Below are 23,360 nucleotides of genomic sequence, written 5' to 3'. Positions count from 1 at the left end.
GTGATGATTTATTCCTCCGATTTCACTCGCATAACTACTAAAGTCATATCGTCACTACTGTCATTTCCTAACCCAGTAAAAGCGTCCACTTTTCCAAATAAATATTTTAGAATCTGTTCAGGATCGTTGTACTGTTGACAGGCTTCTTTAACTGCCGATAGCCAATTTTTCTGATCAAATCTTTCCCCTTTCGAGTTGACTGCATCGGTAAAGCCATCGGTATAATAGATCAGCGTATCTCCCGCTTCTAATTGCACTTGGGCATCATCATAGATAGAATCGGCCTCTAAACCAACTAATGTCCCTTCCGTGTCAAGAGACTCTAACTCTGCCGTTTTAGCCCGCCACCAGAGGGTGGGATAATGGGCAGCATTACTGTAGCCAAGACGCTGCGTCAGGGGATCATACTCGGAATAAAATAATGTCACGAAACGATGAGAATTATCGAGATCGGCATACATAACCCGATTGAGATGACGCAAAATCTGGGCCGGGGAGTGACGATTTAACACTTCCGCTCGCAACATTCCCCGGGTCATGGTCATCAATAATCCTGCTGGGACACCTTTTCCCATGACATCACCGATGACTATACTCCAAGGAGCGGTACTAGCTTCCCTTTCTGCCTCCGTTGCCGGTTTAAATTGATCGTAGTTGCAGGGGATAAAATCATAATAATCGCCACCAACGCGATTAGCCGTTTTGCAGTGGGCTGCCAATTCTACCCCCTGAATTTTCGGACATTGCCGGGGTAAAAGACGATTTTGGATTTCGGAAGCGATTTCTAACTCTCGATCCTGACGTTCCTTGGCCCGTAATTCGATCGTTAATTCATTATTAGCTATAGCTACCGCCGTTTGATCGGCCACTAGCTGCAACAGTTTACGACGGGTGGGTGTCCAACCATAATCGGGATCGCGACTGAAAACGTATAAACGTCCCCGCTCACTATTTTTTACCAAAACTGGTGTACTATAAATCTGCGTACCCTGTCCGAGAGTTTGCCGGATTTGATGGTCGAGACTATCGAGAAGCGATCGACTATTTTTATTCTCAAGTGGCGTTTCTTGGTTTAATTGTCGGATAATTGCCTCTAATTGTCGGCGTAGTTCCCCATTAATTTGATTATCTTGGCAATACAGTTGATCAAGCGCCACTTGACCGTTATTTTTACTCAAAATCAACGCCCCTCCCTCCGCGTCTGCCACTCGTGCGGCCATCAAGGGGGTAAGATCGAGGAATTGGTTTAAATTATTGAAACTCCGCAGGGCAAAACCGAGGGAACTTAAGAGATTTTGAACTTTGTTTTGTTCACGATATAAACTGGCGACCAACTCTTTTAAGGCTAAAATTGGCTTAATATCGGCACTTTGATCGCCCATATTGACGGTGGCAGTGGTGAGAGTGTCCCTCGGTTCCGGCTCAGAAAGCATAAAATGATTTTTGTGGCGGTGACATGATTATAGCTAGATGGTCATTGGGTTATGACCTGTTTAAGTTTAACAGTATAGTCGATCTTTTCCTGACTGCCACAATTTAACCCTGATGTTTTACTATTTCTGTTTTTTCACACCTAAGACTGAGGCTGATAGCTTGACCTTATAATAATTAGAAGTATTTAACTTGATCCATTGACTTTATGACCTTGCCTCTCGATGTTCCCACGGCGATTAATCAACGTCGTTCTATTAAAAATTTTACCACCGATCCGATCGCCCCAGAACTGCTGAAAACCCTGGTAGAATTAACCGTTGCTGCACCTAGTAGTTTCAACATCCAAGATTGGCGAATTATTTTAGTACAAGATGAGGCACAAAAGGCCGCTTTAGCCGAGGCCGCTTGGGGACAAAAGCAAATTATCCAAGCACCAGTTACTTTTGTTTTCGCTGCCGATGCTGCCGCAGGAGGAGGAGAGCTAACTCCTATCTATGAACAGGCTCTCAGTACAGGTGCCTGGAGCGAAGGCACGGTAAAATATTTTAAACAGGCAATCCCGGGATTTCAAAAGGATTTGGGCGAAAAAACCCGGGAATACGCGATTAAAGATGCCATGATCGCCGCTACTCATCTGGTTTTAGCTGCCGAAAGTCTCGGTTTATCTAGTTGTTTTCTCAACGGTTGGATCGAGGACAAGGTAAAAGCGGTGATCGGTGCTGCCGATCATCCCGATCTGGCGATCGCTGTTGTCGTTCCCATCGGTTACGCGGCGGAACCTCGGCTTAATCCGGGGCGTTTACCTTTAGATTACAATGTTTTTGTGGATCGCTTGGGTAATCCCTATCAAGTCTAAACTCTATTAACTGGATTTAATCTCGTTTCGATCGCTGTTTTGTCCGGTGGTTTGGGGGTGGGTGTCGGTGTCGGTTTGCAGGAGTTGGTGTTGCTGATTTGAGATAGGAAGCTTCTGGCAAACTAACTTTTAGATAGGATGGCACGGTTGGCATTCATAGCTTGATTCAGCAACGCCTTGTATTGTGGCAAAATTAACAATTTAATCTGCATCAAGCTGCGCTAATACAGCCGACATCGATCTTAATTTTTTCACAAGATATAAGGTTAATTATTTGTATAACAAGTCCCTAATACCATTTCTCTAAATGAAAACTACACATCGAATTTAAATCCCCCTTTAAGTTCCCCTTTTTAAGGGGGATTTAGGGGGATTAAACTTCTGTAGTCAGACTTTGGAGAATTGGTATAAGAACCTTATTCATACCAAAACTCGGAACTTCCCGCACATTTTTCGTCTCTAAATAACCATTGTTGAAACACTTGTTCTCTACCGTCATAAGGTGCAACAATCTGATAAACTTTTAGAGATTTTTTAGCAATTCTCTGGCTGCCCTTGTCAGTTAATTCATAACCTAACAAGTTTAAAAAATTACGAATAATCGTCAGAGGACGGGAAGTATTAGCGAGGTTAATCTTGGTGATAGTTTTAATCTCGTTACGGTTTTTAATGGCAATTTCCGCCATTTTTTGTAAATCGGCATCATGATTATTTAATTCTCTTTCAGGATTAGCTAATAATACGGGAATTCCCAACAATTCTAACGTCCCGATAATCACTCCTAATTGACTACTATTAAAATCGGGAATAAATAAACTTCCGTGACCTGATTCTATCAGTTTACGCGCAATTAAAGCATCTCGATCACACAAAAATTGTCGCCCAATTGTCAAAAAGTAATGTAAGCGTAGTTCTTGATACCATCCTTGATCATCTTTAATTACTAATTGTGGTGTGACGGGGATTCCATAGCGTTTGTATAGGTCATATTTCCTGATAATTCTCCTTTCTTTTACTGACTTAACTAACTGTTTTTTTAGCAGACGACACTCTGATTCCGTTATCTCGGCTGCGCTGGCAATTGCCTCGCATTCAGAACGATAATTATGTTCCATAATTTCTTCAATTGCTTCCGTTAACTGATTAGTTATGTCTAGTTCTTCTTCCTGATTTCGTTCTTTAATTCTATGACCTTCTGCTTGTAAAATCCCTAGAATTGACTGACGATAATTAAGCATATAAGCATTGACTCTTACGGCCATTTTTGCCCAACAGAGGAGAGATTCCGCTTGAAAAGTTGTATCTAAATCCTCCAGAGATTCTAAATCTGATTGGTGTAGTAAGCGAATATTAACCTCGGTTAATCGGTGTCCAGAGGTGAGAAGTTTGGGGATAGAAGTGGATCCATTGCCCACCTGATTAAATCCGTACACTGCTGACCAAATATAACGAGGAATATTCTCTCTAATTCTTCCTAAAAATTGAGCGATAGAAGTGGGATTCTGAATCCCCTGTGCTAAACACCAAACCGAGGAAAAGTGTTGCTGAATATCAATACTAATTCCCGTTTCGATCGCGGGACTAGCTAGAACTATATCATAGTTAAGTAACAACTGATTTAAATTGCCAATCGCTTGATAGGCAGCGTGACTAGAATCTTGCAATGACTCTGAGTCTATCCGCAGAACTTTCTTATAAGGAAATTGCTTTTTTAGATAAGATTCTAGGGTAATTGTTCCCCATTTGCTGGTTAATTTTTGTGCTGATAGACAAACAAAGGGTTTTCCTCCGTCTTTAATATGTTTGACCAAATCATTAACTAGCCGTTGGGGAGTATTATCGGAGTAGTTATAAACTCGCCAAGCTTCTTGATAACTAGGTTTCCACTCGTTACTAATCAAGAAAGTTTCTAGTTTAATTGCAGCTAAAGAAGTTAAATAATCTAGGGAAATATCACTTAAATCAGCATCAGCGACTAGGACTTTACCCCCACTGCTGACCACAGTTTGCAGCAAGGACTTTAGGGATTTTAAAATTGCCACACGATTAGTTTTACAAGTATCCCCATTTAACCCATGCCATAGAACCTGTTCGATCTCATCGATAATAATGATAGCTCCTTGGCAATCTTCTGCTTTAAATTTAGCTTGTGATTGGGGATGGAGAGAGTCAATACATAAACCATAACCGTAAATTTGTGCCGCAGGATTATCTCTAATTTTGCTGATATAGTTTAAACCAAAGCGTTGACACAACTCCTCTACCAGTTTCACCCGATGACCAATAACTAAAACTTTTTGTTGATTGGCAATAGCTTGTTTAACTATCTTGGCTAAAAACTCAGTTTTTCCCGTACCTTTAGCCGATTTAATCGCTATTAACTGCGCTGATGTAGGAACAGAAATATCTGGCAAGTAACGGCTATTTAACTCTAGATGAGGTGGGAGAGTTAAACTATTTAAACTTGCTACCTTCCAAATCTCCCAAGAGGTAGCTTTTTGATAGACTTGTTTAAAGTAATCTTCTCCTCGATTGATTAGTAAATCATCCACTCCTTTACCGTCAGCAGCATCCCAAGTAACCACCTTTACCTCACAGTTAGCCTGGGTGAATAGATAACCCATTCTGTGTAAAGCTAAATTAACCGCTTGCTGGGTTTTCGGTTTAGTTTCTTGGTCGAAAACTAGATAAATCTTTCGTCCAGAATTAGCTAATTTTTCTAGCTGCGGAATTAGATGAGATTTACCGATTCTCCTACCTAGTTCGTCCTTGGGAGTACGATAACCATTGTGAATCCCGGGTAAAGCAATTGTCACATAACCTGCTGTTAGTAATGCCCCCGCTTTTTTCGCTCCTTCCGTAAGACAAATAGGTATCTCTGGATGTTTGATTACCCAGGACCAAAAACCGAGATCCTCTTGCTTATTATCCACTTCTTCAGTTAAAATATTAATACTGATACGCTGGGCTACTTTTTGCCAAATTTTCAGGGGAACCCGCAAAGCAAAGACTCCCGTGGGGGTTTGGGGAGGATGTTCGTACTTAATCGGTTTAGCATTATCGAAGCTTAAACGGGGAAAATCGGGCTTAAAACAGCCCCAAGAGTCATAATTGCCCGTTAGTAGGTCAATTCCTGAACACCACCAACCGCCTTGACTGGTATGTTCATAACGCTTGAGAATACTATCCCTAACTCTGCCATCATTGCGTCGCGGTAATTCTTGGGAGTAGAGTAGGTATTCACTGGGAGATAACCCCGCTAAACCGGTGACATTGAGAGCGATTAACTCCGCATCCACCCCGCTACCACGCCATTCTTCTAAATATTTCATCCTTGTCCTCTACTGGCTAGACGCTATATATAGCGTTTTGTCCTATTATTCTAGCGGTAAGCCACTAAATAGCGAAAAGAGAAATTTTACTCTCTCAGAGGTTCTCAGAGGAAATTTGACTTTTAATCCACTCTTGTCTTAAATTATCGAAAAGTTAAGAACAAATAAAATCTCACCATAACCTCCTCAGCAGTCAGTCTGTTTTGCTATCAAAGAAAAAGCTTTTTGTCAAGCATACAAAAGAACCACTTTGAGAGAGAATCGAGAATTTTTTCCAGAAAATGTCATCCAAAACACGGTTTTTAGGGAACAAAATAATCCTGGTTATACCACATATAGAGTGATAAAATTATTTAACACGCTAGATGTTGTGTTTTCCCAGAAAATCTGATAGAATGCTCTAGTACAAATAGATTAATTTGTCAAGTTTTTTAACGCCGCAATTTCCCAATTATGCAATCGAAGCCCTTGACTACTGCCGTCTCCATTCACAAAAATAACGAAGTAATACCCTTTCGTTCTACCCCTTTAGCTAATATGGGCAGCCATGGAATTAGAGTGATTCGGCGCGATGGTTCCACCACCAGCTTAAATATCGGCAAAATTCGCGACGTGGTAGAGTGGGCTTGCGAAGGTAAAAAAGTCAATTCAATCGCCTTAGAAGCGGGTTTAACCACACGCCTGCGGGATGGGATTACCACTAGGGAAATACAGGATAATTTAATCAATTGCGCCCTAGAAATGTGTAGTCCCGAGGAACCGGATTGGCGCTATGTAGCGGGAAGATTGCATATTTGGAGTCTGTGGAAAGATACCTTAGTAGTCCGAGGTTATCAGTACGGAAATTACGAGAAAACCGTCAAAACTCAAGTTAAAAATCGGCTGTACGACGAAAGGATTCTCATCTATTCCGAAGCAGAATTAAAAGAAGCCGGTTCTTGGATTAATCCCGATTGGGATATCGATTATGATTACGCTGGGGCATTGTTAATCACTAGCCGTTATTTACTCAAAAATGAGTTACCCCAAGAGGCATTATTAACCTGTTCCTTACTTCTTGCCACTGTGGAAGAGCCAGCTAATAGACTCCCCTGGGCTAAGAAATTTTATCAAGCAATTGCTCAAAGAAAAATCTCTCTTGCTACCCCAATTTTAGCCAATTTACGCACACCCAAAGGTTCCCTAACCAGTTGTTTTATACTTTCCATTGATGACAGTTTAGAAAGCATTTTCAGCGAGATTACTAATGCTGCCCGCATCTCCAAAAATGGTGGCGGTGTCGGGGTGAATGTGAGTAGAATTCGCTCCACTGGTAGCTGGGTAATGGGGAAAGCTAATGCTTCTGGGGGGATTATTCCTTGGATTAAATTACTCAACGATACAGCTATTGCAGTAAATCAGGGGGGAAGACGCGCCGGGGCAGTAACTATCGGTGTTGACATCTGGCATTTAGATGTGCCAGAATTTCTGGAAATGCAGACAGAAAACGGTGATCAAAGACGCAAAGCTTATGATGTTTTTCCCCAATTAGTTATCACCGATGAATTTATGCGTCGGGTGATAACTAAAGCCGAGTGGACATTAGTAGATCCCTACGAAGTTCGCACAAAATTAGGTATAGAATTAGCGGAACTATGGGGGGAAGAATTTGAAGAGGCTTATCGTTTAGTAGAGGCTAATTTAGATAAAGAGGTTCTCCTCTATAAAAAAATCAATGCCCGGGACTTATTTAAAAGTATCATGCGTTCCCAAGTAGAAACAGGAATGCCCTACATTGCCTTCAAAGATACCATCAATCGCGCTAATCCTAATAAACACGATGGCTATATCCCCGGTGTAAATTTATGCACGGAGAGTTTCTCGAATGTCACCCCGGATAAAACTGCCCATTGCTGTAATTTAGTTAGCCTTAATTTAGCCAACATCGACAAGGAAGAAATCGAGTCTAATTGTCAAATCGCTGTCAGAATTCTCGACAATACTATCGATATCACTAACCCTCCCTTTGATAATGCTAAAAACCACAACGATAAATATCGCACTATTGGGGTAGGGGCGATGGGATTGGCTGACTGGTTAGCTAAACGGAAATTATCCTACAATAACCTGTCAGAAATTAGTAATTTATTTGAAGAAATTGGCTATTGGTGTACCTATTCCTCGATGGAATTAGCCAAAGAACGCGGCGCTTATCAAGCTTTCTTGGGTAGCGAATGGAGCCAAGGTAAATTAATCGGTGCTAAACCAGTGGAATGGTTTTTAAATAACGCAGTGCAACCGCAAAGATGGCAACAATTAGCAACAGATATTCAACGATTTGGCATCCGTAATTCCCATATTACCGCCATTGCTCCTAATACTTCCTCCAGTTTGGTACAGGGATGTACCGCTAGTGTTTTGCCGGTTTATAGTCGCTTTTTCTACGATAAATGGGCAAAGGGAACCGTTCCCATCGCACCACCTTTTATTGAAGAAGCTTTCTGGTTTTATCCAGAGAATAAAAATCTCGAACAGCAGCAGGTGGTAAAAGCGATCGCTACTATGCAAGAATGGATCGATACGGGGATTTCTATGGAGTTATTATTCAACCTCAATGAAGGGGTTTACTTTCCCGCAGAACCTAACCGTTGTCTCACTGCTAAAGATATCTTTGATACTCTAATCATGGCGTGGGAATTGGGGTGTAAAGCGATTTATTATGTCCGTACCGTACAAAAGGACAATTTTCGAGAGTCTGACGATAGTTGTTCTAGTTGCGCTAATTAAAGTTAACTTGGGTGGGCAATGCCCACCTTAATTTTTTTATATAATTTAAAGGTGAGTTTTATTGATCACCTAATCACAGCTATGGATAAGACTTTATACGAACAGGATTACTATCTCTGGTTAGAGAAAACCATATCTTTACTAGAAAATCGCCAGTTTTCTGAGTTGGATTTAGAAAATTTAATTGAAGAAATAAAAGATATGTCCAGAAGAGAACGTCAGAAGTTAGAGAGTTTACTAACTAAACTCTTGGAACATTTACTTAAATTAACTTATTGGCAATCTAAGCGCGATTACAATAAAAACAAGTGGCGACGAGAGATTTTAAATTTTCGCATTCAAATAAAAAGAATTATTAGCAACAAAAAGGATGGAAACTATAATACAAACTTAGTATCTTATCTCACCGAGATTCTCGATCAATGTTATGAGGATGCTTGCCATCTATTTGTCGAAGGTTCTGGCATCGATAAAAGACTTTTAAGTGCTACACCTATTGGATCAATCAACCAAATTTTAGATGAAAATTGGTTTCCTGAGTTTCTCGGAGAGGATTAAGCAATGAAGAGTGATTTATACGAACAGGATTACTATCTCTGGATAGAGAAAACCATATCTTTACTAGAAAATCGCCAGTTTTCTGATTTGGATTTAGATAATCTCATCGAGGAGATTAGCGACATGGGCAAAAGTCAACGACAAAGCTTAAAGAGTTATTTAACTCGCTTATTAGAACATTTGCTAAAACTGGTTTACTGGCAGTCGGAATTAGAATATAATCAAAGAGGATGGAAAAATGAAATTAGGAATTTTCGTCGTGCCATAAAAAGAATTATTGCCGATAGTCCTAGTTTACAGCCTTATCTGATTGAAATTTTTAACAACTCTTTTCAAGAAGCTCGTATTTCTTTTATCGAATTATCGGGAATGGCTGAAAATTTGGTCAGGTTAGCTCCAATTTGTACTATAGAACAGGCGTTAAATGAGGATTGGTTTCCTGAAATATCAAAATAATGGGAATAATTATGGAAACGAACTTATACGAACATGATTACTATCTCTGGATAGAGAAAACCATATCTTTACTAGAAAATCACCAGTTTTCTGAGGAGGTTCAAAGACTGATCGGGTTCCAATTATTTTTATTAATAAATACTTTACACACTTCCTACCAGGTAAGCAAGAGGGCTACGCCACTACTACCAAATCATTACCCTGGAAGCTTTTCAGTGAGCAGAAAATCTCCAGACGGCCAATGTTTGCACAAACGAACCTCCTTGAAGTGTGGCAAGAGGCAGTAGAAGCTGATAGGCAAATCGCCATTCCGGGCGATTACCGAACTCAACAAGAAAATTACAGATTTTTTCAAGCTAGGATCAAAGATTTTGTATCGAAAAATACAAAACTGGACAAAGTGACTGTTTAGGATGGGTTTTTTGAGAAGCTTAAGAACCGATCCATACGTCAAAGGAGTTTTCCATGCCCGAAACGCCACAAGAAGTCTTGAAAATGATTCAGGACAACAATATTAAGATTATTGACCTAAAATTTATTGATATGCCCGGTATCTGGCAACACTGCTCGTTCTACTACGACCAAATCGATGAAAGCTCTTTCAGCGATGGTGTTGCCTTCGATGGTTCCAGTATTCGCGGTTGGAAAGCAATTAACGAATCCGACATGGCCATGGTTCCCGATCCTACCACCGCTTGGATCGATCCCTTCTACAAGGAACCGACCCTAAGCATGATCTGTAGCATCAAAGAACCGAGAACCGGTGAATGGTATAGCCGCGATCCTCGCTCTATTGCCCAGAAAGCGATCAATTATCTTAGCACTACCGGTTTAGGTGATACCGTATATTTTGGACCAGAAGCAGAATTTTTCCTCTTTGATAGCGCTCGTTTCGACCAAACCGCCAACTCCGGCTATTACTACATGGATAGTGTCGAAGGTCGTTGGAATAGCGGTAAAGACGAAAAAGACGGAAATCTTGCCTATAAACCCGCCTACAAACAGGGTTATTTCCCCGTTAGTCCCACCGATACCTCTCAAGACATTCGCACGGAAATGCTCTTAACCATGGCCGACTGCGGAGTTCCCATCGAAAAACATCACCACGAAGTCGCTACCGGTGGTCAAAACGAGTTAGGGATTAAATTCTCTACCCTAGTACGGGCCGCCGACTACTTGATGACCTACAAATACTGCATTAAGAACGTGGCTAAGAAATACGGTAAAACCGTCACCTTTATGCCTAAACCCATCTTTGGCGATAATGGTTCCGGGATGCACGTTCACCAGTCTATCTGGAAAGATGGTCAACCCCTGTTCGCCGGGGATAAATACGCCGGACTCAGCCAAATGGCACTGTACTACATCGGTGGTTTGCTTAAACACGCTCCCGCTCTCTTAGCTTTAACTAACCCCACCACCAACTCCTACAAGCGTCTCGTCCCCGGTTTTGAGGCCCCAGTAAACCTGGCCTACTCCCAAGGTAATCGCTCCGCTTCGATTCGGATTCCTTTATCGGGAAGCAACCCGAAAGCTAAACGTTTAGAATTCCGTTGTCCTGATGCGACTTCTAATCCCTACCTCGCTTTTGCAGCTATGCTCTGTGCTGGTATCGATGGGATTAAAAATCAAATTGAACCGGGAGAACCTCTCGATGTGGATATCTATGAACTCAGTCCCGAAGAATTGTCAAAAATACCCTCTACCCCCGGTTCTCTAGAAGCAGCACTAGAAAGTCTCGAAAAAGATCACGCTTTTTTGACCGATTCTGGTGTTTTTACCGAAGACTTTATCCACAACTGGATCACCTACAAACTCGATAACGAAGTTAACCCGATGCGCTTACGTCCCCACCCCTACGAGTTCTCTCTCTACTACGATGTCTAAGGTTTGATTGACTAATCATTAATCCTAGGGTAGGCTTTTTGCCTGCCCCTTTTTTTCGGAATCAGCAAGGGAGTGGGGAAGTGGGAAGTTTTTTGCCGTGAACAGTAAACAGTAAACAGTAATCAGTGAACTGAAAACTCGGCTCTTCTCGACTTTGTGTGATAATTTTTGCTTATGAAATCGTGAAATGTTTACTGGGAAAGACTTTTAGGACTATTTTGTTAAATAAACTATCAGTATAGACCTCGTTTCCACACAGAAACCAGAAGAGCCAAAACTCACATCTGATAACTGATAACTGATAACCGCCTAATCAAACAACAATCTTAAGCTTGATCTCCTCAGTCGTCAACAGTGATACAATTGCCGTCATAGCTAGGGGTGTCTGAGACAATCAGGCTGAGAAAGACCCTTAGAACCTGAGACTGGGTAATTCCAGCGTAGGGAAGCTGTTTACAGAGGAAATAAAATTATGAGACAAGAATGGGTTGCCCCCCGGCGCGGACAAGCAAATGTATCGCAAATGCACTACGCCCGTCAGGGGATAATTACCGAAGAGATGACGTATGTGGCAAAACGGGAAAATCTCTCTCCCGAATTGATTCGCAGCGAAATCGCCCGAGGAAGACTGATTATTCCCGCTAATATCAATCACCTCAACCTCGAACCGATGGCGATCGGTATTGCTTCTAAGTGTAAAGTTAATGCTAATATCGGGGCTTCCCCTAACTCCTCGAATATTAACGAAGAACTGGAAAAATTACACCTAGCGGTCAAATACGGCGCCGATACGGTAATGGATCTTTCCACCGGTGGCGGTAATTTGGACGAAATTCGCACCGCGATTATCAATGCTTCTCCCGTCCCCATCGGTACTGTACCCATCTATCAAGCGGTGGAAAGTGTTCACGGCAATATTGAAAAACTCACCCCCGAAGATTTCCTCCATATTATCGAAAAACACGCCCAGCAAGGGGTAGATTACATGACGATTCATGCGGGAATCCTCATCGAACACCTGCCTTTAGTCAAAACTCGTCTGACCGGGATTGTCTCCCGGGGCGGTGGTATTATTGCTAAGTGGATGCTGCACCACCACAAGCAAAATCCTCTCTATACCCATTTCGACGAAATTATCGAGATTTTCAAGCGTTATGACGTTTCTTTTAGTCTCGGTGACTCCCTACGTCCCGGTTGTACCCACGATGCTTCCGATGCAGCCCAATTAGCGGAATTGAAAACCCTCGGCCAACTAACGCGTCGCGCTTGGGAACACGATGTACAGGTGATGGTGGAAGGACCGGGCCATGTTCCCATGGACCAAATTGAGTTTAATGTGAAAAAACAAATGGAGGAGTGTAGCGAAGCACCTTTCTATGTTCTCGGTCCCCTTGTCACCGATATTGCCCCCGGATACGATCATATCACTTCGGCGATCGGGGCGGCTCTGGCGGGTTGGTACGGGACGGCGATGTTATGTTATGTCACCCCGAAAGAACATCTCGGTTTACCCAACGCTGAAGATGTGCGAAATGGCTTAATTGCCTACAAAATAGCAGCTCATGCGGCAGATATCGCCCGTCATCGTCCCGGAGCGCGGGATCGTGACGATGAACTCTCCATTGCTCGTTATAATTTCGATTGGAATCGTCAATTTCAGTTATCCTTGGATCCCGATCGCGCTAAGGAATACCACGATGAGACTTTACCCGCAGATATCTATAAGACTGCGGAGTTTTGTTCGATGTGTGGACCGAAATTCTGTCCCATGCAAACTAAAGTCGATGCCGATGCAATTACGGAATTAGAGAAGTTTCTCGCTAGTCAGAATCAAGACAATTTAACCCCGGTTTAAAGGGGAGTTATGGGAAGGGCTGATTTGATTTCAGCCCTATTCCTAGGATAGAAGTCAAAATTATGGGAATAGCCGCCATTTTTTTGACTAATTGACCCGTTTTTCTAGATATTGACCGATCATCAATTCTTGACCGGCGCGAGAGATAATAGTTTGTCGGGTGCGATATTGTTGACCGATGAGTTTAATTTCCTCTTCAAAGACAGAACCGGCGTATTCTGTTCTCAGACAGAGAGTAGAGGGGTTAGGAAAGGTATAAATGGCACTAACGGGTTTATCCGTCGCAAATCCCCGATCGCGATAGAGAATATTATCTAAAATACCGAATATAGTGGAACCGTTGGAGGGTTTTTTACTCTGGGGACGGAGATAATTACTTTGCCAAGTCACTTCCGTACCACCTAATAAAGTTGTATCTTCCAGATTATGTAAACGGGCCAGTTGAATTAATGGTTCGCTGCCCTGGGGTAAATATTTAATCTCGATGGCGCTGATAACTTCTTGGGGTTCCGTTTCTTGGGTGAGGGTGTAATAACGTCTCTGGGATTGCCAGCGTCCTTCTGTCTGCTTAAAAAAGGCTAAAGCCAAAGTTTCTAGCGATAATTGGGCGGTTTGAATTAATGTCATAGAAATAAAACCTTTCCTGTTTTTTGGTAGAGCAGATTTGTTATCCTTTGTCAAGAGTTTGCCAGAGAATTGTTACACATCTTAATACAATTATAACCCTGCATGGAAATTAAGTGGTAGGAGTGTTGAGGGAGATAATTGGGAAAAGCCGCACAGATACAGCATTTACAGGGAAAAAACGGGATAAGATTGCTAAAAACTGCGAACTTATCCTAGTTACTTCCATTCACTCTTATCTATCGATTAATTCTGTCAAATTGGCTACAGTCAGGCCGAGGTTCTTCCCCCAACCCCTTTTTTACTTTTTAAGTATCTCAGCAAATTTAATGGCTCTTCTAGGTTCTGTGTGATAAGTTTAACTTACATAGGATTGATCGATCTTTGTGTCTTTTGTGTCTGGAGTGGTTCGTTCCACCCCCTCGCTAGGAGGAATGTATCTTAGAATACATTTTACCCACCAAACCTGGAAGAGCCGATATTCCTGAACCGAGAGTGTCCCCAACCCAAAAACATTTATTAACCGATATTTTAGTCATTGCTATTTTAGCAGTTATACGATAAATTTCCCTCTTGACTAAGTTGGTAGAGCAAGTTTCTTTGTTCTATGTTAAGATGTTGGGGGCTTCGTTTTTGGGTCTGATTTGTTTTTGTTAATGATCAGACAGTACCTGATGAGCATTTCTTTGTCAACTCTTGAGGTTGATGCGTTTCATTTTTGAATTGGCGAATTATGGAAAAGAACTTATACGAAAAAGACTACTATCTCTGGATAGATAAAACCATATTTTTGCTAGAAAATCATCAATTTTCTGAATTAGATTTAGAGAATTTAATTGAAGAAATAAAATCTATATCTATCAGTCAACAAAAAGCAATCTGAGCGTGATTTTATGGCATTTACTAAAATACTTACAAGAGCCAGAAAAACAAACCAGAAGCTGGGCATTAAACCTTTTTGAGCATCGCGAAAGAATCGAAGAAGATTTAGAAAATAGCCCTATTCTTAAGAGTTTTTTAACAGAAGAAAATTTTAAAAAATGCTATAATAAGGCTAGAAAAAAAGCCGCTATTGAAACAGGGATAAACCTAGAGAAATTCCCGAACGATTGCCCATTTACTTTGGCAGAAGCCCTAGATTTTGAATTTATCCCTAATCAAACCATTTGACTTTTTACCGAAAACCCATTATAACCTAAAAGTGCCTTAATGTCCAAGTAGTCATGTCCTTACATTTAGTTAATTCTTGCCATTCGATGCCCATTTCCCCGATCTTCAATCCGTCGGGAGATGATGCGATCGAAAACCGTTCGATCTGGTTTGGTAACACCACCAACCTGATGCAGTTAAACGATGTCCGCTACACCTGGTCGGTGGGTTTATATCAACAAATGCGGGAAAATTTCTGGATCCCGCAACGCTTAGATATCACTCAAGACGTGACTGAATACGGGCATCTTACCGACGAAGAAAGATATGCTTATGATGGTATTTTGTCCTATCTAACTTTTCTTGATTCCGTGCAAACCTGTAATATTCCCCACCTAAAAGGTAGCGTCACTGCGCCAGAAATTAGTCTTTGTATGGCGGAACAAATTTCTCAAGAGGCCATGCACAATCAAAGTTATCAATACTTAATTGAAACGATTATTCCCTCGGATCGCAGAGGCGAAGTTTATGACTTTTGGCGCACCGATAAAGTTCTCAAGGATCGCTGTGAATTTATTGCTAGTCTCTACCAGCAATACATCGATAAACAAACTACTGAAAGCTATTTTATCGCTCTTCTTGCCGACTATTTACTGGAGAGTTTGTATTTTTATAACGGCTTTATCTTTTTCTATAATCTCGCTTCTCGACAGCTAATGTCCGGTAGTGCTGACGTTTTCAAAATGATCAACCGGGACGAATTAAGTCACGTCCGTTTGTATCAAAAACTTATTCCCGAAGCCATGGCAATTTTTCCCCATTCCGTTGAACAGATTTATGAGATGTTCGATAGTGCCGTTAAACACGAATGTCGCTGGACAAATCACATCGTTGGCAACAACATTTTAGGTATTACCGAATACAGTACCGAACAGTACACTAAATACCTCGCTAATATTCGGCTAAAAGCGATCGGACTTGAGCCTTTATACAGGGAAGAAAAGTATAACAAAAGTCCCTATAATCATCTGGAACGCTTCTCCGATACCAAAAAAGAAGGCCACACCAAAGCTAACTTTTTTGAAGCAACTGTTACCAGTTATGTTATGTCTTCTGGCTTAACTGGATGGGATGAAATTTAAAATTTAAGGGATAATAATAACCCAATTTCTTACCATAAAGTGGCAACTTTGTCAAATATTTTGACAACTTTTGACCCTCTCTTGCAGAAATACCGACAATCAGCAAATGCGCTTCTGGGTTTGGGGGGTTCTACCCCCAAAAGCCTAGATTTACTGATAAAATCGGAAGTAATGACCAATTTTAGAAGATATACTTAGGGCTTGCTCAATAAATCTAAAAACCTTGTTGGATAAGGTTTTTAGACTTTTTTTCCCTCAAAAAGTGTCGACCTTTGGAGTGATTGGGGGGAAAATTCAGGGACTTTTTCCCTGAAAATTAGGTAATTGACCCCCTCAAAATCGGTAAAACCCTACACCCTACACCCTAAACCCTGTCCCCACGAAAAACTTTTTGCCGCAAACCCTAATTATGACGATTGCCATCATAATGAATTCTCGCCCCGGCCCATTGCAGTTTTTCCTGTAGAGTCTGATAAAAAGAATAACTTTCCCGCAGGATAATAAATTGGGCGAATTTTTCGGCTTTAGTAACTCCCACCCATTGCCCGGGCCAAATGGAAGTGGCTAAAGCACCATCCATCCAGAGTTTAGTATTTAACTCGTAGTCTCCTAGAGGCCAAATACTGACCAGAGATGCTGGGGGAATGACAATCGGCCGACTGGAGAGACTCAAGGGACAAATCGGGGTGACAGCGATCGCTTCCATGCCGGGGTGTATAATCGGACCATTAGCGGAAGCGGTGTAACAGGTGGATCCCGTAGGAGTAGCCACTAATAGTCCGTCGCCTTGGTACTGATCTACTATTTCCCCGTCCACTTCGATTTCGAGGATTGAGGTGGGCATCCTATCGATACTAGCGGGTTTCACACACATCTCATTCAGGGCATAAAATGCCTCGCTCACTGGCTGCGGATTTCTTTTATCCCCTTCATAGATTCTGGCCGTTAACATCATCCGTTGTTGTACCGCATAGTGATCGGATTGTAAACGCTCCCAGACCGTCTCCGTATCCTGGAAAATATCAAAGGGTTCCGTTAAAAATCCCAGATGGCCGCCGACATTCACCGCTAAAATCGGAATGTCTTCGTGAGCTAAATAGCGAGCGGCAGCTAAAATGGTTCCATCTCCCCCCAAAACGATGGCAAGGTCGATTTTTTCCGATGCTGAGGCTAAAAATACCGGATAGGGATTATCTTTAAAGCCACTGGGTCCCATTAAAACTTTACACTGACGGGCTTCTAACTGTTTAGCGCATTTTTCCGCCCATGCTTTACTTTGGGGATGGTTGGCCTTATGAGCGATGATGACTTGTTTTAACTGCACAGAGTTGAGACCTTTTTCGGAGGTTCTATACTTTTAACAATAGCAAGACCGGGCAGATCGGGTGAAAAGTGAGTAGGGTTTTCTGAAAAAGTTTGTTAGTGGGGTCAGGAGTCAGGAGACAGCTATCAGGGATCGGATTTGAGTTTTCAGTTTACTGTTTACTGATCACAGCAAAAAGCTGACGGCTTATCGCTCTTCGGCTCTTCTAGGTTCTGTGTGATAAGTTTAACTTACATAGGATCGATCAATCTTTGTGTCCTCTGTGTCTTTGTGGTTCGTTCCACCCCCTCGCTAGGAGGAATGTATCTTAGAATACATTTTACCCACCAAATCCAAGAGAGCCAAATTTGAGTTTTTATTAGAAAAAAAGTTAGCGATCACTTGTCAAGCAAGGGTTTCAGAATCTGGATTCGGTCGGGGATTTCCGAAAGTTCCAGAAGAGCGATTATTCTCCCTTTTGCCTCTTGCATGAGTGCCTCTCCTGATATGTGGCCTATACTCAACGGATTTAGTATAATAAATTGTTCGGTATTTAAAGTCTGCCAAGAGGTTCTGCACCCGAAATAGACGGATCAGATGACGAACCCGCTAACTCAAGGAGAGGGTAGAGGGGAGTGGAGCATTTGGCTGAAATTTCCCTAAACCCCTAAACCCCTATCTCCCGACTCCTGAATTCTGTCTCCGCGAGAGATTAACTTGCTTGGGAGGAGACAAAACCCGATAACTCGCGGAAGCGGATCTCATCGCGGTGGGGATCAGAGCGACTAACTTGTACTTGAAAGCGATCGCCTAAAGATACCGATCGCTCAAAACGATGGGGTAATTCTAACCCCAATTCCTCCAATAAAATCAAGCCTAAATTTTCCTCTTCCCGCAGCCAGCGCAATACCAAAGCTTGCCAGACTTGATCTCCCTGTCGTCGCAAAAATTCCAAACTCCAATAACGATTAGTTTGTCGTTCCACCGAGGTGGCTTCCAGGGCCGAACTAGCGACACTATAGAGAATTTCCTGCATTCTATCCCGGGTAAAAGGCAGTTTATCGCCCCGGAGATGGGCTTTTAGTTGAAAATGGGTCAAAAGGTCAGTATAACGGCGAATTGGCGAAGTTACTTGGGAATAGGTATTCAATCCCAGACTAGCATGACGGTTAGGAATCGTCGTCATCTCACTGCGCGGCATACAGCGACGCAAGGCACAGGAACGCACTGGGCCCGCAGGTAGTAAAATTAACTCCTCATCGGGGGGTAATTCCGGTTGTGGTTGTCCCCGGAAAGGTACGGGTATCTCGTGTTCCTGACAGTAGCGACCGGCGATTTCTCCAGCTAAAATCATCATTTCCGCCACTAATTGCCGAGATGGGGAAACTTCCTGCAATTCTATGATAATTTCGTCGTTAGCCTTCACCTTAATAGATGATTCTGGCATTTGGATGTTAATCGATCCCTGAGATTTGCGCCATGCGTGGCGTTGTTTGGCCCAACGGTTGAGAATCTTCACTTCCGGTTCATGCTGCAGATCCAGATGTAACATTTCGTCCACATCTTCGTAGGTGAGGCGATAGGTGGGTTTAATTGTACTAGGATGGATACGATAATCGGCGATCGCTCCCGTTTCATCGAGGATTACCCCAAAACTCAATGCGGGACAAAGTTTACCCTGTACCAAACTCATTGGACCGGCGGCCAACTCTAGGGGAAACATGGGAACCATTCCCGTGGGAAGATAGAGACTGGTACTGCGACGACGCGCTTCTAGGTCCAATTCATCATCGGGAAGCACTAAACGGCTAGGATCGGCAATATGAATCCAGAGACGATGACCACCATCCGCGAGCATTTCCACCGATAATCCGTCATCGATTTCCTCGGTACTTTCATCGTCGATGGTATAAATTTTTTGGTGGGTTAAATCGAGACGATTGTTGACATCCGCATCCGCAGGGGGATTGAGTAAATTAAGACGCGTCACATCAAGTACCTTTTTCGAGAATTGAACAGGGTAGGAACTGCGTCGCAGGAAAAGGTTTTCGTGACTACTCCACCATTTCAAATCGACTAACAATTCAAAAGCAGCCTCGGGGGTTTGGGAACGGCCCAGCAGCGAGAGTATGTCCATGGCTGCTGGATATTTTTGTTCGGGTTGGAGGATAAATTTTTCTAGAGATTCCAGACGAATTCGATCGCTTTCTGACCATTCTACCGTTTCACCGGCCAGGGTCTGTTGGAGACGTTGGAGAAATTGGCCTTTTTCCCGTTGACGCTGTTGTTCTACCTCTAGCTGGTGTTTGATTTCCTCTACCTGATTTTCCGAGCGGGCCTCGTAACCATCCCCTTTATTTTTAAAATAAACTTTATCATCACTCAAGAGACAATGGGCTGCATAGCAAGACTGGGGACTGCGATCGGAAAAGAGAATCTCGGCCATGGTTTCGGGAGTGACTAACTGATTTTCCCCGGCTAATAATTCCCAGGCCACTTCTAAACCACTGGGATCTAGATAGGGTTGGACTTCCCGCAGAAAATTGCCAATCTCCTTATGGTTGGACGGACCTGCTTTGATAATGTAATCGAAGCGTTGGGGACGCAGTTTATGCGGGTTTCCCCCTTGATCGATGACGATCCAATCTTTTTTACCTTCTGGGCGATCGATCACCCCTAAGCGCCTTTCTCCTTGCACTCGAAATTCTACCAGCGTTCCCTTTTCCACTGTTTTCCTTTACTGCCTATCTATTTTGTCTATTTTCTATCATCCTCGATCGATTACTCGATCGGCAAGAGCAATCATCAATCCCCACCCACTAGATAGGGTTTGTGGCAAAAAGTTTTTCGTGGGGGTAGAGTGTGGGGTTTTACCCATTTTGAGGGGGTCAATTACCTAATTTTCAGGGAAAAAGTCCTGGAATTTTCCCCCTGATCACTCCCATGTCCACCACTTTTGGATTTCAAAAAAGTCTAAAAGTCTTATCAAACAAGGTTTTTAGATTTATTCAGCAAACCCCATTTAGTCAAAGATTCGCCGCTCTCAGGACAACCAGTGTACCCACAAGTTAATCGTCGTCAATTTAAGTGCGATAATTGTCGGAAACCCTTGAGCGAAGAGTTAGATTTTGTCGCCAGTAAACGAACTTATACGAAAAGACTAGCCGAGAATATACTCGAACAATTAAAAGAAGGTGATATTTTAAATGTTAGCCGAAGAAATGACGTAACGGAAGAAGAGATTCCAAGAATGCTAGAGAACATCGCCGAAGAAATTACAGAGCCAGACCTATCGTAATTAAAAAGACTAGGAATTCGCCAATTCAAATACTGGCGAAATGCAGACGTAATCAAGCAAGATAGTAAATTATTTTCTTCTATCTCACTCTCAAGAAATGTTATTTCTTGAGCGTTTTGGGACAATAATTGCTAAAAATAAGCTTTTTCCGTGTTAATTAACTGAATATTGACAATTTGACCGTTAGTCACTTGTACGGTTCCATAGCTGCCGTCCCCTAAAAAATTATTGAGGTACAAATTGTCATCATATTGAGCGAGGAGAGTATATTCCCCTGAGGGCAATTCCACAAAAAAATTACCTTGAGAATCACTACTTATTTGCTTGATTAGGTGAGGATGTTTTTGGGCTTGGGCTACTGACCAGTTGGTTCCTTGAGCGGGAATTCTACCTGAAAAAATCCAAACAGTTGTTTTAATAGGTTCAGGTTTTGTTCTTAAGGATGTTGTGTCTATAGTGGGCATTTGGTCGCCGCTAAGACGAAGAATAGTGCCAGAAATACCCTGTTTTGATTGAGAGAAATTCGGGTCAGTAAAGCTCATCATTGTAACTAGAATAATGGTCAAACTTAGGAACCAGCGAAAGTTAGGATAAATCATAGTTTTGGCGATTTGGCTGTTATTTTGGCTGAAGAAAAGCCTCGTGCAGAATCCAACAGAGACTTTCTTCAGCATTGGTTAACTAGGAATGCTCTGGGTTGTGAGCATTAATAGCGTTTTAAGTAAGACGGACAGCACTGCTAGTGAGAATACTGCGGACTTGAGCATGGGTTAAGTTGGGATTAGCCCCGAGCATTAAAGCCACTACTCCTGCCACATGGGGAGCCGCCATCGAGGTTCCGCTGTAACTCGCGTATCCGTTGCCCGGTACAGTCGAATAAACATTCACCCCCGGAGCCATAACGTGCTGCATACTGCTGTTAGTTCCGGCACGATTGGAGAAACTAGCAATTGTCCGGTTGCTATTGACGGCACCGACGGAAAGACCGTATTGGGTAGCGTAGTATGCAGGTGTTCCGGGAGAAGACAAGCTAGAGTTGCCAGCTGCACTAACCGTAATCACATTGCGACTAGCGGCATAGGCAAGGGCATCGCGTAAAGCAGTTGAATCAGACCATCCCAAACTCATATTAATGACGCGAGCGCCATTATCCACTGCATAGCGGATGGCTTGAGCAAGGTTGCCCCCATTAGTAAACCGACCTTGTGAATCTACATCTCCCATACGAATCGCCATAATTCGGGAATTATAGGCAACGCCCGTCATACCAATGCCGTTATTAGCGGCGGCAATTGTCCCAGCGACGTGAGTTCCGTGTCCTTGTCCAGAAGAACTGGTTCCGGGTAGAACGTTATTGTTATTTTGACCGACACCAAAGTTCCAGCCATAAACGTCATCGGTATAGCCATTTCCGTCGTCATCAATGCCATTACCGGCAATTTCCCCTGTATTGCGCCAAATATTATTGCTCAGGTCTTGGTGGGAAATGTCCACACCAGAATCAATTACAGCCACTGTAACACCTTGTCCTGTATAACCTCTTGCCCAAGCTTCAGGGGCGTTAACCATATCATTACCCCAGTTATTACCTCCCAAGTTAGGAACATCGGCAAAAGTGGGTTGACTAATTGCTTGAGCAACGGCAGCGGCAGCGTTAACTAAACCGTAACCATAGGTGGAGTTAAATCCAGTTCCACCACCGTCACTGGTAGCCGAAACAGCGAGATTATAGTTGGTATTAGCACTTTGATAGGGATAGACATGAATGTAGTAGGTACCTGCACTCAACTGACCGGTAATGCTCTCAGAAGCCGTACCACCGTTAGTAGAGGAGGCAATGACAGAACCGCCACTATTTAACAGTTGCACGTCCCCGTCGGCGGTCATTCCGGTGAGACTGAGATTAAAGTTACTAGAATTAGCGAGGGAAAAACTATAGTAATCGTTGGTGTCGGTGCTTCCTACCCAATCGGTGTAACTGGTGGTGCTGGAACCGACGGTAATCGCTCTGGCAGTGGCGAGGGTATTGCCGGCTAGGTCAATACTGGTAGCCGAAACAGCAAGATTATAGTTGGTATTAGCACTTTGATAGGGATAGACACGAATGTAGTAGGTGCCTGCACTCAACTGACGGGTAATACTCTCAGAAGCCGTACCACCGTTAGTAGAGGAGGCAATGAAAGAACCGCTACTATTTAACAGTCGCACGTCCGCATCGGCGGTCATTCCGGTGAGACTGAGATTAAAGTTACTAGAATTAGCGAGGGTGAAACGATAGTAATCGTTGGTATCGGTGCTTCCTACCCAATCGGTGTAACTGGTGGTGCTGGAACCGACGGTAATCGCTCTGGCAGTAGCGAGGGTATTGCCGGCTAGGTCAACAGAACTGGAAAGACCCACAAAACTACTTTGACCCGTTAAAAAATCACCGTCTTGAGGCCAAGAGGAAAGGGATTCGGATGATTGCCAGCGATTTTTCAGTTCTAGCTGGTATTCTTCCAGAGAATTGCTTAAAAAGTCAGAATCCAGTCCCTGGAGACTTTTGCGGACAAAAGGGGTAATCAAGTCGGAGCGTCCTAAACCTGATCCCACGCCAAGGGTTGGTAACTGGAAGATATCATCTAAAACATTGCTGTCTGATAGGTTGAAACTTTGGTCAAGCATCTTTTTTATCCTTGAGTAAAGACTCTTAAGTAGGGA

General features: G+C 42.8%; 15 protein-coding genes, 3 pseudogenes and 1 riboswitch. Of the genes and pseudogenes, 11 read left to right on the top strand and 7 right to left on the bottom strand.

All coding sequences use genetic code 11. The features are described 5' to 3' along the window. Positions 1–8: 8 nt before the first annotated feature. Positions 9–1,433: a PP2C family protein-serine/threonine phosphatase gene (locus H6G40_RS05535; protein ID WP_069474895.1), complete on the bottom strand. Its 1,425-nt coding sequence runs from the start codon at positions 1,431–1,433 to the stop codon at positions 9–11. A 206-nt stretch (positions 1,434–1,639) separates the two neighbouring features. Here H6G40_RS05535 and H6G40_RS05530 point away from each other — a divergent pair, with 206 nt between their 5' ends. Then, entirely contained in the window at positions 1,640–2,290 is a 651-nt protein-coding gene (locus H6G40_RS05530; RefSeq protein WP_069474894.1) for a nitroreductase family protein, read from the top strand. Between the two features lie 416 nt (positions 2,291–2,706). Here H6G40_RS05530 and H6G40_RS05525 read toward each other — a convergent pair whose 3' ends face one another. After that, positions 2,707–5,622 carry a plasmid replication protein, CyRepA1 family gene (locus H6G40_RS05525; protein WP_190537375.1) on the bottom strand — a complete coding sequence of 972 codons (2,916 nt, stop codon included), beginning with the start codon at positions 5,620–5,622 and terminating at the stop codon, positions 2,707–2,709. Positions 5,623–6,075: 453 nt separating this feature from the next. Between H6G40_RS05525 and H6G40_RS05520 the strand changes: the two genes are divergently transcribed. The 7 genes and pseudogenes from H6G40_RS05520 (at position 6,076) to thiC (ending at position 13,144) form a co-directional block, all read left to right on the top strand. Beyond that, complete coding sequence (locus H6G40_RS05520; protein WP_069474892.1) at positions 6,076–8,388, top strand: ribonucleoside-diphosphate reductase subunit alpha; 2,313 nt, start codon at positions 6,076–6,078, stop codon at positions 8,386–8,388. A gap of 81 nt (positions 8,389–8,469) precedes the next feature. Beyond that, positions 8,470–8,946 carry a DUF29 domain-containing protein gene (locus tag H6G40_RS05515; protein ID WP_002777793.1) on the top strand — a complete coding sequence of 159 codons (477 nt, stop codon included), beginning with the start codon at positions 8,470–8,472 and terminating at the stop codon, positions 8,944–8,946. A 3-nt stretch (positions 8,947–8,949) separates the two neighbouring features. After that, a complete protein-coding gene (locus tag H6G40_RS05510) occupies positions 8,950–9,402 on the top strand; it encodes a DUF29 domain-containing protein (RefSeq protein WP_002737195.1) in 453 nt (150 codons plus the stop codon). Positions 9,403–9,413: 11 nt separating this feature from the next. Further along, positions 9,414–9,515 (top strand): annotated as a pseudogene (locus H6G40_RS23155) (DUF29 family protein); the annotation flags it as partial. Between the two features lie 128 nt (positions 9,516–9,643). Further along, on the top strand, positions 9,644–9,814 hold the full coding sequence (locus H6G40_RS05500; RefSeq protein ID WP_016515827.1) for a hypothetical protein: 171 nt from the start codon (positions 9,644–9,646) through the stop codon (positions 9,812–9,814). A gap of 53 nt (positions 9,815–9,867) precedes the next feature. Further along, positions 9,868–11,289, top strand: a complete 1,422-nt coding sequence (glnA, locus tag H6G40_RS05495; RefSeq protein WP_002737277.1) for a type I glutamate--ammonia ligase — start codon at positions 9,868–9,870, stop codon at positions 11,287–11,289. Between the two features lie 367 nt (positions 11,290–11,656). After that, positions 11,657–11,753, top strand: a riboswitch (TPP riboswitch). An 8-nt stretch (positions 11,754–11,761) separates the two neighbouring features. After that, positions 11,762–13,144, top strand: a complete 1,383-nt coding sequence (gene thiC / locus H6G40_RS05490; protein WP_002736411.1) for a phosphomethylpyrimidine synthase — start codon at positions 11,762–11,764, stop codon at positions 13,142–13,144. An 87-nt stretch (positions 13,145–13,231) separates the two neighbouring features. Here the strand turns inward: thiC and H6G40_RS05485 are convergent, their stop codons facing one another. Further along, positions 13,232–13,771 (bottom strand): phycobiliprotein lyase, encoded by a 540-nt coding sequence (locus H6G40_RS05485; RefSeq protein WP_002738011.1) that lies wholly within the window; start codon positions 13,769–13,771, stop codon positions 13,232–13,234. A 730-nt stretch (positions 13,772–14,501) separates the two neighbouring features. On the opposite strand from H6G40_RS05485, the pseudogene H6G40_RS05480 reads away from it, so the two are divergent. After that, positions 14,502–14,938 (top strand): annotated as a pseudogene (locus tag H6G40_RS05480) (DUF29 domain-containing protein). Between the two features lie 53 nt (positions 14,939–14,991). Then, positions 14,992–16,059: a ribonucleotide-diphosphate reductase subunit beta gene (locus H6G40_RS05475; protein WP_069474890.1), complete on the top strand. Its 1,068-nt coding sequence runs from the start codon at positions 14,992–14,994 to the stop codon at positions 16,057–16,059. A gap of 403 nt (positions 16,060–16,462) precedes the next feature. Here H6G40_RS05475 and H6G40_RS05470 read toward each other — a convergent pair whose 3' ends face one another. Together H6G40_RS05470 and H6G40_RS05465 are read right to left on the bottom strand one after the other, a co-directional pair. Beyond that, a complete protein-coding gene (locus H6G40_RS05470) occupies positions 16,463–17,383 on the bottom strand; it encodes an NAD(+) kinase (protein WP_002751885.1) in 921 nt (306 codons plus the stop codon). Positions 17,384–18,074: 691 nt separating this feature from the next. Further along, complete coding sequence (locus tag H6G40_RS05465; protein WP_069474889.1) at positions 18,075–20,090, bottom strand: ribonuclease catalytic domain-containing protein; 2,016 nt, start codon at positions 20,088–20,090, stop codon at positions 18,075–18,077. A gap of 291 nt (positions 20,091–20,381) precedes the next feature. Between H6G40_RS05465 and H6G40_RS05460 the strand changes: the two are divergent. Then, a pseudogene (locus H6G40_RS05460) lies at positions 20,382–20,657 on the top strand (ISL3 family transposase); the annotation flags it as partial. 134 nt (positions 20,658–20,791) lie between these two features. Here H6G40_RS05460 and H6G40_RS05455 read toward each other — a convergent pair. Together H6G40_RS05455 and H6G40_RS05450 are read right to left on the bottom strand one after the other, a co-directional pair. Next, complete coding sequence (locus H6G40_RS05455; RefSeq protein WP_228051261.1) at positions 20,792–21,202, bottom strand: hypothetical protein; 411 nt, start codon at positions 21,200–21,202, stop codon at positions 20,792–20,794. Positions 21,203–21,377: 175 nt separating this feature from the next. After that, complete coding sequence (locus H6G40_RS05450) at positions 21,378–23,324, bottom strand: S8 family serine peptidase (protein ID WP_123230231.1); 1,947 nt, start codon at positions 23,322–23,324, stop codon at positions 21,378–21,380. Positions 23,325–23,360: the final 36 nt, after the last annotated feature.

This window comes from Microcystis viridis FACHB-1342, assembly GCF_014698335.1.
In the GTDB taxonomy this organism is placed as follows: domain Bacteria; phylum Cyanobacteriota; class Cyanobacteriia; order Cyanobacteriales; family Microcystaceae; genus Microcystis; species Microcystis ichthyoblabe_A.
This window is presented reverse-complemented; position numbering and strand designations above follow the sequence as displayed.

What these genes read in the sequence shown, in the direction of transcription:
- H6G40_RS05535 (WP_069474895.1), bottom strand. Translation starts at nt 1,433, where the DNA reads ATGCTTTCTGAGCCGGAACCGAGGGACACTCTCACCACTGCCACCGTC.
- H6G40_RS05530 (WP_069474894.1), top strand. Translation starts at nt 1,640, where the DNA reads ATGACCTTGCCTCTCGATGTTCCCACGGCGATTAATCAACGTCGTTCT.
- H6G40_RS05525 (WP_190537375.1), bottom strand. Translation starts at nt 5,622, where the DNA reads ATGAAATATTTAGAAGAATGGCGTGGTAGCGGGGTGGATGCGGAGTTA.
- H6G40_RS05520 (WP_069474892.1), top strand. Translation starts at nt 6,076, where the DNA reads ATGCAATCGAAGCCCTTGACTACTGCCGTCTCCATTCACAAAAATAAC.
- H6G40_RS05515 (WP_002777793.1), top strand. Translation starts at nt 8,470, where the DNA reads ATGGATAAGACTTTATACGAACAGGATTACTATCTCTGGTTAGAGAAA.
- H6G40_RS05510 (WP_002737195.1), top strand. Translation starts at nt 8,950, where the DNA reads ATGAAGAGTGATTTATACGAACAGGATTACTATCTCTGGATAGAGAAA.
- H6G40_RS05500 (WP_016515827.1), top strand. Translation starts at nt 9,644, where the DNA reads ATGTTTGCACAAACGAACCTCCTTGAAGTGTGGCAAGAGGCAGTAGAA.
- glnA (WP_002737277.1), top strand. Translation starts at nt 9,868, where the DNA reads ATGCCCGAAACGCCACAAGAAGTCTTGAAAATGATTCAGGACAACAAT.
- thiC (WP_002736411.1), top strand. Translation starts at nt 11,762, where the DNA reads ATGAGACAAGAATGGGTTGCCCCCCGGCGCGGACAAGCAAATGTATCG.
- H6G40_RS05485 (WP_002738011.1), bottom strand. Translation starts at nt 13,771, where the DNA reads ATGACATTAATTCAAACCGCCCAATTATCGCTAGAAACTTTGGCTTTA.
- H6G40_RS05475 (WP_069474890.1), top strand. Translation starts at nt 14,992, where the DNA reads ATGTCCTTACATTTAGTTAATTCTTGCCATTCGATGCCCATTTCCCCG.
- H6G40_RS05455 (WP_228051261.1), bottom strand. Translation starts at nt 21,202, where the DNA reads ATGAGCTTTACTGACCCGAATTTCTCTCAATCAAAACAGGGTATTTCT.
- H6G40_RS05450 (WP_123230231.1), bottom strand. Translation starts at nt 23,324, where the DNA reads ATGCTTGACCAAAGTTTCAACCTATCAGACAGCAATGTTTTAGATGAT.